The organism is Streptomyces roseus (genome assembly GCF_001044425.1).
Classification (GTDB): Bacteria; Actinomycetota; Actinomycetes; order Streptomycetales; family Streptomycetaceae; genus Streptomyces; species Streptomyces roseus.
Map to the genome: position 1 here is coordinate 211,563 of NZ_LFML01000068.1, position 12,808 is coordinate 224,370.

Sequence of the window (12,808 nt, forward strand, 5' to 3'; positions counted from 1 at the left end):
GACAAGCCGGAAGGCCGTCCCGGCGTCCCGTGCCGTCCCACGGGACCGTGGGACGGCACGGGACGGTGTGTCAGCAGGTCACTGCATGCCGCGCAGGGTCTGCTCCAGCGCGTCGGCGTAGTGCCGCGCGCCGGCGATCTTCGGGTGGAACGACTGGGCGGAGGCACCGACCTTGACCACGCCGATGTCGAGGTTCGGGACGTCGCTCTCGACCAGGTCCGTGACGATGCCGTGGACCGTCTCGGGCGATCCGCAGATGGCCTGGCCCTTGAACGCCTCCTTGGGGTTCGAGAACCACACCTTGACCCCCTGGGCGCGCGCGTCCTGGGCCGCCCCGTCCATCTCCTGGAGCAGGGTCTCGCCGATGGAGTTCAGCCAGGGGCCTTCCAGCGTGCTGATGGTGACCAGGCAGCTCCCGTTGTTCTCCAGCAGCGGCGGGTAGCCCATCAGCACGATCTTGGCCTGTGGGGCCCGCGCCTGAATGGCCTTCAGGGTCTTCACGATCTGAGGACGCACCAGGTTCTTGATGCGGTCGGGCACGTAGGACGACAGCGGCCCCGTCTTCTTGCCCGTTTTGTTCCCGTTGACGTCGATGTCGTCGATCCCGTCCGCCTGGCAGAACTCGGAGGTGACCAGGCACGAGAAGAAGATGGGCGTGAAGAGCGTGTCGTTGCCGCCGATGGAGATCGTCACCAGCGTGGTGTTCTGGTCGAGGTAGCCCTGGTCCAGCTGGGCGAGTTCGCCGTAACTCGTCTGGCCGCCGCCGTCCGTCTTGCCGAGGACGTTGTACGTACGGGCGCCGGAGCAGGCGATCAGGTGGTAGTCCATCGACGGGTCGCGGGCATCGGCGAGCGCGCCGATCGAGGTGCTGGAGCCGGGCAGCGCGGCCTGCCGGGACCAGGCCTTGGAGGAGCGGTGGCAGGCGTCGCGGGTGGCGCCGTTCGTGGTGTCCCGGTAGTTGGTCTCCTTGTAGTAGTCGGCTCCGCCGGAGACGGACGCGCCCTCGCCGGAGGAGTACGAGTCGCCGAGGGCGACGACGGAGTTGGCGGGCCTGCCGGGCAGCGGCTGGAAGGCGGCGGCGTCCCAGGCCACGTCCTCGGTGCCGTTGCCGCCGTCGGCGTGCGTGCTCAGCGAGACCTTCGGGGTGCCGGTGAAGTGGAACGCGCCGAGGTCCACCCAGCGGTTCTCCCGGGTGCGCTGCGGCACCACCCGTACGGGGCTCGTCGAATCCGTCCCGTACACCGTGTACGTGGCCTGCCGGGTCTGCGCGCCGTGGTCCGGCATGTGCACCATCACCCGGGCCCAGCCGCTGCCGCCGATGTTCTGGCCCAGCGTCCAGGTTCCGGTGGTCAGCAGCCGGCCGCCGTCGGTGGTGAACTTGTCACGGGCGTGGGAGAACCAGAAGTGGCCGCCGTAGCCGCCGCCGACCTGGTGTGTGTCGATCTTCCCGGGATACGTGCCGAGCCACGGGGTGAAGTCGAAGGCGAAGGACCCGGCCGATGCGACCGCGCCGCAGCTGCGGGCGTCCGATCCGGCCGGCCGGGTGCCGTTCGGGAGGTCGTCGACGATCAGCGAACCGGCCGGCAGGCCGCTGCTGCACCGCGGCGGGTAGGAGGAGTCCTCGTCGGGCTGCTCCGGGTAGGTGGCGTCGAACCGGTGTACCGCCTGGCCGCACTGGTTCTGGTCGCAGTTCTTGTACGAGACCGCATGGTGGTGCCAGCAGTGCAGGTCGGCCCGGGTGCAGGCGCCGAGTCCCGGCTCGTTCTTGTCGTCCGGGCCGATCTTGTCGGGGTCGCACTCGTTGGTGGGGTCGCAGAACATCGCCTCCGAGGGCTTCAGCCCCGCGGTGCGGTCGGCCGGAGTGCCCCACCAGGCCTGGCGGTACGCGACGCCCATCGCGCCGGGCTTGAACATCGCCGAGAGCGGCCGGGCCGCCCAGCCCATCACCTTCTCCTGGTACGGCCAGTCCTGCGGGTGGGAGGCGTGCGAGTAGTCGTCGCCGCCGTTGGCCGCTTCCAGGAAGGGGGTGCGGTTGGCCTTCCAGAGCGGGTTGGCCGGATTGTTCGTCCAGCCGACTCCCCAGGTGCCGTTGTTCTTCGCCGCGTCGGCCTGCGGGTAGAAGCCCGCGTTGTACGCCCACAGGGCGAACGCCCAGTTCTCGATGTACTTCGGCTTGCCGTTGTTGATGGTCAGCCCGGCGTCGCGGGTCTGGTTCCACTTCTCGGCGAGTTTGTCCGCGCCGGCGGCGATGTTCGCCGTGTAGTCGAGGGCCGCGGCCTCCTGCTGCACGGTCGACAGAGTGGGCTGGTCGTGCCCGGGCAGGCGCATCCCGTCGGTGATCTGCGTGATGCCGTAACCGCAGTCCGCCTTCGACCAGTTGACGGCCCACGGGTCGCCCTGCGTTCCGTTGGGCGCGTAGTTGATGCCGTAGTAGTTGCCGATCAGCGGATTGCCCGTGGCTCCCGGCACGACGTACCGGCCGGCCTGCCACATGTTGGACTCCTGAGCGGTGATGCCCAGCAGGATCTGCGCCGGGATGTGCCACTCGTCGGCCTTGTCGACAAAGCCGTTGGGGTCGCCGCTCAGCACGCGCAGCGGGAAGAGGAGCTGCGGGTTGTAGCCCGCCATGCCCGTGCCCTTCCAGTTGGGCGGCCGGTTGACGTGCTGGTTCAGGCCCGCGATCACGGCCTGGTCCACGGCCCACTCGACCTGGCGCGGCGTGGGCTGGAAGGCCTGCTTGCGCACGTCACCGCGCGGTACGGCGCAGGTGCGCTCCGCCTCGACGGGGTCGTGCGGCGAGGAGGCGGCCGCCGCCGAGACGCCGGAGACGGCCGCCGCCAACGGGATCTTCTGCGCGTTCTGCACGCTCTGCGGGGCGAGCGGCCCCTGCGGAGCGCCGGTGGGGCCGGCCGAGGAGCGCAGGGCGGGCGAGGGCGCCCGCCCGTCGGCGAGCCGGGCCGGGGCCACGGCCTCGGCCCCGGGCGTGGCCTCCAACGCGACGCTCTTGCCGGTGCCCAGCACCTTGACCTGGTTGACGACGGTCCGCTCGGTGGCGGCCTGTTCGGCCCGGACCGGGCTGCCGTCCTGGCCGTGGGCCCAGCGGGTGGTGACCGCCGACTGGCCGCGGACGCTGAGCACCGCGCCCTTGTCGAGACCGCCGGGGTTGTGGACGTGCGCGGGCAGCTTGCCCTTGCTGTCGGCCTCGCCGGTGACGAAGACCTCGCCGGAGGGCGACCCGGCCACGTCCAGGGCGCTGAGCTGCCCGGAGGCGACCAGCCGCGGCTTCGCCTTGCCGCTGCCGGCCGAGCGGACCGCGGCGGCGTCGACGTGCTTGACCTGGCCGACCGCCTTCGGGCCCGCGTCCGGCCCGCCGGGCCCGTCCAGGAAGGTGATGCCGCCGGCCGCGTCCCGGGTGATCTGGAACGGGACCCGGTCCGTACGGGCTATCGGGCGCCGGCTGCCTCCCTTGCCGATACGGACCAACTGCGGGCCCTCGGCCGCGACGATCTCGCCGCCGTCGTAGGGGATCGCGGACGTGACCTGGCCCGTCAGCTTCAGCGGGGCCGACGTGCGGCCGGCCTTCGCGTCGACGGTGACCAGCCGGGTGGCGTTCTCCTTCACCCCGTCGTCGCTGAACTGGGAGAGCACCGCCGTCTCGCCCTCGCCGCAGCCGGGGGAGAAGTACGACAGGGAGGCCTGCACCGGCAGCTTCGTCACCTTGCCGGTGGTCAGCTCGACCACGGCGGTGAACGCGCCGCGCGTCATCAGCTCCGGCTTGTTGGTGAACGTGCGGGGCGCGTACGCCACGACCGCGCGCTCACCGGAGGCGGTGACGCACGCGTTGCCGATCCAGGTGTCGGTGTCGAAGCCCGGCTCGGCGAGGGTGGCCGCCGTCTTCCAGGGGTAGCCCGCCTTCGCGTCGGCGACCAGCACGTGGAAGCCGGAGGCGTCCCCGGACGTGGTCCATGCCCGGTCCGAGGCGCTGCCGACCACCTTGGCCCGGTCGCGCGGCGGGACGGCGGTGGGGTGCTGGTCGGGGCCGGGCGCGGACGGGCTCTGCCCCGAGGTGCCGGTCGGAGCGGGCGCCGCCTGGGCGGGCAGCGCGAGCGGAGCCATCAGGGCCGCCGCCGTGGTGAGCACCACGGCGACGGCCGACGGCCGTCGTCTGTGTCGTTTCAAGGGACTTCTCTTCCGTGACGTCCGCACCGAGGCGTCATGGGGCGACATGCGACGACGGGACGTCGTGGACGTGCGCCGGCCTCGGCGGGGGAGTGGGGAGGGAGGACGGGCAAGGCGTGCCACAGGGGCCCGGGACCGTCCGACGCCAGCAATGTAGGTGCCGGGCAAGGCCGTTCGGGGCCGGATCCTTCCCCAGGACGTCCCGTACGGGGCCCGGCCCGCGGGACGGGAACACCGTCCCGGGCACAGGGACGAGACGGGGGCCTCCCGGGACGGGCGGCCCGTCCCGGGCCGGTTCGCGGGACTCCTCCGCGCCGACCCCGGGTTCCGGCGGCGCGGAAGCGCCGGGAGAGCACCCCACCGTCGGTCCGGGACTTCCCGGAGACGGGCGGGACACCGGGACGTGGCCGAAACCGGCCTAGTGTTCCGGCTGTCCGGCGCCGACCTGTCGAGCCCGTCCGGTACCGATCCCCGCCCCGCTCCTCACGGAAAGCAGATTCGCCATGCTCAAGAAGACCGCCTCACGGGCCGCCGCCCTCGCCGCCGCGGCCACCCTGACCGTCCTCTCCCTCTCCGGTACGGCACAGGCCCGGCAGGGCGCCCCGTACATCGGATACGGCCAGACGAACAACACGCACGCCGTGTGGTGCGTGCAGCACCAGCTGAACTGGGCCTTCGCGAACAACTGGGTCGGGCGCCTGGGTTCGCACGGCCAGATCGCCGAGGACGGGAAGTTCGGCCCCCAGACGGACGAGGCGATCCGCTTCTTCCAGAAGTCGTTCTTCCCCAACGAGATCGACGGCGTCGTCGGCCCGAGCACCGGCTACGCGCTCCTGTGGGAGGGCGACCCGAACTACGGCTACAACGACAAGGTCACCAACGCCGGTTACTGCAACGAATACATCCCCAGCATCGTCTGACCCTCCCCGCCCGCCCTCCCTGCCCACCCACCCTTCCGGAGAGTTCCATGAAGCGCACCCTGGCCTCGCTCGGCACCATCGCCGTCCTCGCCGCCGGCCTGCTGACCACCGGCTCGGCCACCGCGTCCGCGGCCATGCCCACCTGTACGGGCGCCAACACCTACGCGGACGCCGTCGGCTACACCATGCGGATGCCCACCGACCACGAGGACGGCTCCAACTTCTGCGTGATGGGCCGCGGCGCCTCGGGCAACGGCGTCGAGGCCCTGCAGTGGACCATGCACTTCTGCTACGGCCAGATCAACCTCGCCAAGGACGGCGAGTTCGGGCCGGCCACCGAGGCCGCCCTGAAGAAGGTCCAGGCCTCCGAGGGCCTCGTCGCGGACGGCGTGTACGGCCCGAACACCCGCGACCGCATCAAGCACCACTGGGAGATCTGGGACCGCGGCGAGTTCCGCTGCCTGCGCATGTCCCAGGCCCCGGGCCCGATCCGGGACTGATCGCGAGGGGGCGGGCGCGGGACCCCGGCCGGCCGGGCATCTGCCTCCACGGGGGTGGGGCGGATGCTCAGCCGTCCAGCAGAGCCCCCATCCACTCCTCGATCCCCGCGACCGTGCGGGGCAGGGCGCCCGACATCAGCCGGGCGCCCTCCGCCGTGACGACAAGGTCGTCCTCGATGCGCACACCGATGCCCCGCAGCTCCGGCGGCAGCGTCTCGTCGTCCGGCTGCAGGTACAGGCCCGGCTCCACCGTCAGCACCTGCCCCTCCTCCAGGACCCCGTCCAGGTAGGTCTGCGCGCGCGCCTTCGCGCAGTCGTGGACGTCCAGCCCCAGCATGTGGCCGCTGCTGCACAGCGTGTACCGCCGGTGCAGGTCGCCCCGCGCGTCCTTCAGGACGCCCCACTCCGCCAGCCCCTCCGCGATCACCCGCATCCCGGCCCGGTGGAAGTCCCGGAAGCTGGCGCCCGGCCGCAGCGCCGCGATGCCCGCGTCCTGCGCCGCCAGCACCAGTTCGTACACCTGCCGCTGGACCGGGGAGAACCGTCCCGACAGCGGTAGGGTGCGCGTGATGTCGGCCGTGTAAAGGCTGTCGGTCTCCACGCCCGCGTCCAGCAGCAGCAGATCGCCGCGGTCGAGCCGGCCGTCGTTGCGGATCCAGTGCAGGACGCAGGCGTGCGCCCCCGAGGCCGCGATCGTGTCGTACCCGGTGCCGTTGCCCTCCGCCCGCGCGCGCAGGCCGAAGACCCCCTCGATCCACCGCTCGCCGCGCGGGTGCGCCAGGGCGCGCGGGAGCGCCCGTACGACGTCCTCGAAACCGGCGGTGGTGTGGTCGACGGCGAGCTGGAGCTGCCCGACCTCCCAGGCGTCCTTCACCAGTCGCAACTCCGACAGCGCGGAGGCCAGTTCGGCGTCGGTGGCGGCGTTGCGCCCCGCCGGGGAGCCCAGGTCGTCCAGGTGGGCGCAGCGCAGGCCCGTCAGGCGCTCGGCCTCGGCCAGGTCGGGGCGGCGGCCGACCCAGAACTCCCCGTAGCGGCGGTCCCGGTAGAACTCCTCGTTGCCGCCGGAGCGGGGGGAGCGGGGGCGCAGGTACAGCACGGGCTCGTGGCCGTGCGGGCCGGAGGGCTCCAGCACCAGGACGTGCCCCACCTGGTCCTCGCCGGTCAGTCCGGTCAGCCAGGCGTACGCGCTGTGCGGACGGAAGCGGTGGTCGCAGTCGTTGCTGCGGACCTTGAGCTCGCCCGCCGGGACGATCAGCCGTTCGCCCGGGAAGCGCGCCGAGAGCCGCTCGCGCCGGGCCGGGGTGACCTCGTACGCGGAGACCCGCGCGGCGGCGGGCAGGGGGGACGGCGCCCAGTCGGCGGCCATGAAGCGGGACAACTCTGGCGATACCGGCAGGTCGTGGCTGCCGATGTTGAGGCGGGAGGGGGTGTCGGCCATCGGGGCTCCCTCAAGAAGACGCGAACTGGTGGGCGCACAGGGCTTGTCAGTGCAATTTCACATTACTATGTTACAGCTCACACCGCGGCACGTTAATCCCCGTCAAACGCCGTGTGAAGCAGGGCAGTTCCGGCATTCGCAGTTCAGGCATTCCACGTCTTCGCGCACCACTTCCCCCACCTCCCCTCCCAACCAGGAGTCCTTGGTGTCCCAGCACAGAGCTGTGCGTACGTCCCTCCTCTCCGCCGCCGTCGCGGTGACCCTCCTCGCCTCCGCCGGCCAGGCCGTGTCCCAGACCGCAGACCGGGCTCCCGCCGCCGCTCCCGCCCCGGCCGCCGTGCCCGGCACCTTCACCTCCGGCGCTCCCGGCGCGAACCCGTTCGACGAGGTCGACCACCTCGCCTCGCCCAAGGAGGCCGCGCCGGCGACGGGCCAGGCGCCCGGCGGGCTGGCCGCCGACGGCCGCGTCCCCGGTGCCGCCCCGGCCGCCGCCCCCGTCGCCCGCCCCACCGGGGGCGCGGACAAGGGCCGCGAGCGCGCCGCCGCTGCCCAGGCGGCGCCCGTCGCGCGCAGCGTCGCCGCGGGCGTCCCCTGCACCCTCGACGGGATCACGGGCCTGAGCCCGGAGCAGTTCGCCGACTTCCTCGCCGACCCGGCCGTCACCGCCGACGGCTGTATGCGCGGGCTCGTCTGGACCTGGGACGCCCGTCTCGCACCCGTCATGGACGACGCGCACGTCCAGGCCGTCGCCCGCCGGATATCCGGCCTGGCCGCCGCCCACGACGGCCGCAACTCCTCCCACCTGGAGGAGATGTTCACGTACCTGCACGCGGCCATCTACCACGACTTCTCGCGCGAGGAGATCGACCTCACGGACGCCGCGACCGCCGACGCCATGAGCCGGGCCGTCACCGACTTCGGCAACGCGGCCCGTACCTTCGATGCCACCGCCTCCAACGCCCGGACCCTGCGCGAGGCCCTCTACGCCACCGGCCCCGGCATGCGCCAGACCCAGCTCGGGCTGGTCAAGAAGGTCCTGGCCACCCTGGACGCTGCGCACCCCGCCACCAGCGCGGACGCGAACTGGGGCGGTGCGGCCCTCGCCGCCCTCACCGTCAACTACCTCGGCGTGTACCCGGGCAACCAGGACGCCGCCTTCCACGCCGCGGCCAAGGCCGACCCCGCCTACCGGGCCGCCTTCAAGGCCTTCGCCGGCTACACCCACCTCAAGGGCACCGCCAACGCGTGGGTCGTCCGCGACGCGCTGGGCGAGTACGGCCGCTTCGGACAGATCGAGGGCCTCCAGGACCAGATATCCGCCGACCTCGGCGGTCTCCTGGAGCCGGTCAAGGCGGCCTGGGGCACGGGCAGCGAGCCCTGGGCCAAGGTCGTCTCCTGGCTGAACACCTACAACGCGTGCAAGCAGTACGGGGTGTGCAAGGAGGACATCGAGAAGATGCTCTTCCCGAACACGTACACCTACGACAACGGCGGCATCAAGGTCCGCACGGCCCTCGACCGGGCCACCGTCGACCAGCTCTACTACGCCAGCAAGCAGGTCAAGACGCAGTTCCACCGGGTCCTCGGGACCGACCAGCCGCTGGCCGGCGACCCCAACACCACGCTGAACATCGTGCTGTACGCCTCCCGCGCCGACTACGTGACCTACCAGACGATGCTGTACGGGTACGGCACCGCGAACGGCGGCATGTACATCGAGAACGGCGCCACCTTCTACACCTACCAGCGCCGCGTCCCGCAGGACTCCTCCCTCACCCTCGAAGAGCTCTTCCGGCACGAGTACACGCACTACCTCAACGGCCGCTTCGCCGTCCCCGGGTTCTTCGGCGAGGGTCCCTGGTACGAGGGCGACCGTACGACCGCCATGGACGAGGGCACGGCCGAGTTCTTCGACGGCGCCACCCGCGACAACGGCATCGCCGTCCGCAAGTCCCTGGTCAAGGGCATCATCGCCGATACGGCCGGCGGTGGTCCGCGCATGTCGATCGAGCAGCTGCTCAACGCCACCTACGACGGCGACGGCTTCCGCTTCTACAACTACGCGGGCACGTTCTTCGAGTTCCTGTGGACCGAGAAGCCCTCGCTGCTGCGCGAGATGTACGCCCACCTGCGGGCCAACGACGTGGCCGGGTACGACGCCTGGCGCCACCGGATGGGCTCGGACGCCTACCTCCAGCGCGACTACAACCGCTTCCTGGACGCGCAGATCGCCAAGGTCGACCAGCTGTACGTGCCGAACACCAGCTTCACCCCCAACGACCAGCTGAGGGACGCGGCGCTGGCGAACGTGAAGTCGGCCTTCGCGACCGCCACGTACAACACCCCCGACTGCGTGGAGAACGGGGACCCGGGCAAGCGGCGGTTCACCTGCACCGGCCGTATCACCTCGAACCTGAAGAACTGGCGCAGCGACGACCAGAACTTCAAGGACATGTCGGAGACGGTGGACTACTTCATCCTCGACCGGGCGGGCGCGGCCTCCAACAACCTGGCCGACATGAACTGCTCCTTCGGCCCCGTGGAGATCTGGACCGACCACAAGGCGGGCACGTCGAGCTACAGCTGCGAGGGTCCGCTGCGCAGCTGATCGGGCGCCGGTGGCCGGTCCCTTCCGCGGCGGAGGAGGGGACCGGCCACCGCACCACCTCCGGCCGCCCGCCGCTCAGGTGCCCAGCACCTAGGCACCTATTAAAGAATGTGACATATTACTGCCGTGCTCAAGAGACATCCCGTGGACGTCGTGATCATCGGCGCCGGCGTCGTCGGAGCCGCGACCGCGTACTACGCGGCCCGCTCCGGACTCTCCGTGGCCGTCGTCGACCGCGGCCCCGTCGCGGGCGGCACGACGGGAGCCGGGGAGGGCAACCTGCTCGTCTCCGACAAGGAGGCGGGCCCGGAACTCGACCTGGCCCTGCTGTCGGCCGGCCTCTGGCGCGAACTCGCGGCCGTCCTCCCGCAGGAGATCGAGTACGAGGCCAAGGGCGGGCTCGTCGTCGCCCCGGACGAGGCCTCGCTGGCCGCCCTGCGCACGTTCGCCGACGGCCAGCGCGAAGCCGGGGTCGAAGCCGTCGAGGCGGGGGCCGGCGAACTCCGCGACCTGGAGCCCCATCTGGCCCCGGGGCCGGTCGGCGCCTTCCTGTACCCGCAGGACGCCCAGGTCCAGCCGGCCCAGGCCGCGGCGAGACTGCTGGCCGCCTCGGGCGCCTCGGTGCACCTGGGGCAGGAGGTGACGGAGATCCTGACGGGGCCGGCGGGGGTGCGCGGGGTGCGTACGCCCGGCGGTGCACTCCTCGCGCCGGCGGTGGTGAACGCGGCCGGGACCTGGGGCGGGCGCATCGCGGAACTGGCCGGGGTCACCCTGCCGGTGCTTCCCCGCCGCGGGTTCGTCCTGGTGACGGAGCCGCTGCCGCAGCTGGTGCGGCACAAGGTCTACGCCGCGGACTATATCTCCGACGTGGCGAGCGGTTCGGCGGCGCTCCAGTCCTCGGCGGTGGTCGAGGGGACGCCGGCGGGGCCGGTGCTGATCGGGGCGACCCGGGAGCGGGTCGGCTTCGACCGCTCGCTGTCGGTGGAGGCGCTGCGCCGCCTGGCGACGCAGGCTGCGGCCCTGTTCCCCGTCCTGGCCCGGGCCCGGGTGCTCCGTACCTACCACGGCTTCCGCCCCTACCTCCCGGACCACCTCCCGGCGATCGGCCCTGACCCCCGGATCCCGGGCCTGCTGCACGCCTGCGGTCACGAGGGGGCCGGCATCGGCCTGGCCCCGGCCACGGGCGTGTTGATCGCGGCCGCCCTGGCGGGGGCGCAACCCCCGCTGTCCCCCGCCCCGTTCCGGCCGGACCGCTTCGCGGAGGATCCCCGATGAGCCAGAGCCCCACCCCGCGCAGCCTCGTCGGCGGTGCGCCGCAGGCCACGTACGTCCTGCGCTTCGACGGCCGCGAGCTCACCGCCCAGGCGGGCCAGAGCATCGCCGCCGTGCTGTGGGCCGCCGGGATCCTCGCCTGGCGGACCACTCGCCAAGGAGGCGCCCCGCGCGGCGCGTTCTGCGGGATCGGCAGCTGCCACGACTGCCTCGTCACCGTCAACGGCCGCCCGAACCAGCGCGCCTGCCTCGTCCCCGCCCGCCCCGGGGACACCGTCACCACCCAGGAGGGAACCGGCCATGCCACACCCGAACCCGGCCGCTGATCTCGCCGTCGTAGGCGCCGGCCCTGCCGGGCTCGCCGCCGCCGTGACCGCCGCCGGTCTCGGGCTCCGGGTCACCCTCCTCGACGCGGGGGAGCGCCCCGGCGGCCAGTACTACCGCCACCCCGCGCCGGAACTCGGGGCCGCGCGCCCCGAAGCCCTGCACCACGGGTGGTCCGCCTTCGCCGAGCGCGAAGCCGCCCTCCAGGCCCACCGGTCGGCAGGCCGCATCACCTACCTCCCGTCCCACCACGTCTGGACGGTGGTCCCGGACGGCTCGGACGGCTGGGCCCTGTACGCCGTGGCCGGCACCGGCCCCGACGAGGAGGCCGCCACCGTGCACGCGCGGGCCGTGCTCCTCGCCACCGGCTCCTACGAGCGGCAACTGCCCTTCCCCGGCTGGACCCTGCCCGGGGTGGTCGGGGCCGGAGGGGCGCAGGCCATGCTCAAGAGCGGGCTCGTACTGCCGGGCCGGCGCGTCGTCGTCGCCGGGAGCGGCCCGCTGCTGCTCGCCGTCGCGGGCTCGCTCGCCGCCGCCGGGGCCCGCGTGCCGGCCGTGGTCGAGGCCGCCGCCTACACCGCGTACGCCGGGCACGTCCCCGCCCTGCTCCGCAACCCCGGAAAACTGGCCGAAGGCGCCACGTACGGCAGCGCCCTGCTGCGCCGCCACATCCGCCTCCTCACCCGGCACGCCGTGACCGAGGCCCACGGCGCCGACCGGGTCGAGGCCGTCACCGTGGCCCGCCTGGACCGCCACTGGCGGCCCGTGCCCGGGACCGCCCGCCGGATCCCGTGCGACGCGCTGGCCGTGGGCCACGGGCTCGTCCCGCAGCTGGAGCTGGCGACCGGCCTCGGCTGCGCCACGCGGCCGGCCGCCGACGGAACCGTCGCCCTCGCGCTGGACGCCGAGCAGCGGACCTCCGTCCCCGGGATCTGGTCCGCGGGCGAGACCGGCGGCATCGGCGGCGCCCAACTGGCCCTCCTCGAAGGGGAGATCGCCGCGCATTCGGTCGCCGCGCACTCGCCCGCCGCCCGCTCCGGCGTCCCCTCCGCCGCCACCCGCTCCGCAAGCGGCGGCCCGGTCGCGCCCGCCGCCCTGGCCCGCCGCCGCGCCCGCCTGCGCGCCTTCGCCGCCGCCATGGGCGCCGCGCACCGCCCCGCCGACGGATGGACCGGCTGGCTCCGCGAGGACACCGACGTGTGCCGCTGCGAGGAGGTCCCGGCCGGCCGGATCCGCGAGGCCGTCTCGGACCTCGGCGCGCGGGACGCCCGTACGGTCAAACTCCTCACCCGCGCCGGAATGGGCTGGTGCCAGGGCCGCATGTGCGGACCGGCCGTCGCCGCCCTGGCCGGGGACGGGCCCGCGCCCGACCGGCGGCCCCTGTCCTGCCCGGTCCCGCTGGGCCACCTGGCCGAACTGCCCCCGGCGGACGCCTGATCGAACGGGCCGATCGGAGGGTCCGGACCCTTGTGGCCGACTCGCACCCACTAGTAAAATGTCACACATCACTCTAGGGAGCTCTCTCATGACCGACGCGCACACCCCCGCGCCCACCACCGGTACGGAC

Annotated in this window: 8 protein-coding genes; 6 read left to right on the forward strand and 2 right to left on the reverse strand. The window is 73.0% G+C overall.

Annotation, left to right across the window (positions count from 1 at the left end; genetic code table 11):
• Window positions 1-78 precede the first annotated feature (78 nt).
• Entirely contained in the window at window positions 79-4,179 is a 4,101-nt protein-coding gene (locus ACS04_RS18050; RefSeq protein ID WP_245236430.1) for an SGNH/GDSL hydrolase family protein, read from the reverse strand.
• Between the two features lie 503 nt (window positions 4,180-4,682).
• Between ACS04_RS18050 and ACS04_RS18055 the strand changes: the two genes are divergently transcribed.
• Window positions 4,683-5,099 (forward strand): peptidoglycan-binding domain-containing protein, encoded by a 417-nt coding sequence (locus tag ACS04_RS18055; protein WP_048477654.1) that lies wholly within the window; start codon window positions 4,683-4,685, stop codon window positions 5,097-5,099.
• Window positions 5,100-5,146: 47 nt separating this feature from the next.
• Window positions 5,147-5,599, forward strand: coding sequence for a peptidoglycan-binding domain-containing protein (locus ACS04_RS18060; RefSeq protein WP_053080812.1), 453 nt, complete (start codon window positions 5,147-5,149; stop codon window positions 5,597-5,599).
• A gap of 67 nt (window positions 5,600-5,666) precedes the next feature.
• On the opposite strand, the gene ACS04_RS18065 is transcribed toward ACS04_RS18060, so the two are convergent.
• Window positions 5,667-7,037 (reverse strand): aminopeptidase P family protein, encoded by a 1,371-nt coding sequence (locus tag ACS04_RS18065; RefSeq protein WP_048477655.1) that lies wholly within the window; start codon window positions 7,035-7,037, stop codon window positions 5,667-5,669.
• Window positions 7,038-7,242: 205 nt separating this feature from the next.
• Here ACS04_RS18065 and ACS04_RS18070 point away from each other — a divergent pair, with 205 nt between their 5' ends.
• The 4 genes from ACS04_RS18070 (at window position 7,243) to ACS04_RS18085 (ending at window position 12,678) form a co-directional block, all read left to right on the forward strand.
• Window positions 7,243-9,645: a collagenase gene (locus ACS04_RS18070; protein WP_048477656.1), complete on the forward strand. Its 2,403-nt coding sequence runs from the start codon at window positions 7,243-7,245 to the stop codon at window positions 9,643-9,645.
• A gap of 126 nt (window positions 9,646-9,771) precedes the next feature.
• Window positions 9,772-10,920: an NAD(P)/FAD-dependent oxidoreductase gene (locus ACS04_RS18075; RefSeq protein WP_048477657.1), complete on the forward strand. Its 1,149-nt coding sequence runs from the start codon at window positions 9,772-9,774 to the stop codon at window positions 10,918-10,920.
• Window positions 10,917-11,243 carry a (2Fe-2S)-binding protein gene (locus ACS04_RS18080; protein ID WP_048477658.1) on the forward strand — a complete coding sequence of 109 codons (327 nt, stop codon included), beginning with the start codon at window positions 10,917-10,919 and terminating at the stop codon, window positions 11,241-11,243. The genes ACS04_RS18075 and ACS04_RS18080 overlap by 4 nt, the downstream gene beginning before the upstream one ends.
• Window positions 11,218-12,678, forward strand: a complete 1,461-nt coding sequence (locus ACS04_RS18085; protein WP_048477659.1) for an FAD/NAD(P)-dependent oxidoreductase — start codon at window positions 11,218-11,220, stop codon at window positions 12,676-12,678. The genes ACS04_RS18080 and ACS04_RS18085 overlap by 26 nt, the downstream gene beginning before the upstream one ends.
• Window positions 12,679-12,808: the final 130 nt, after the last annotated feature.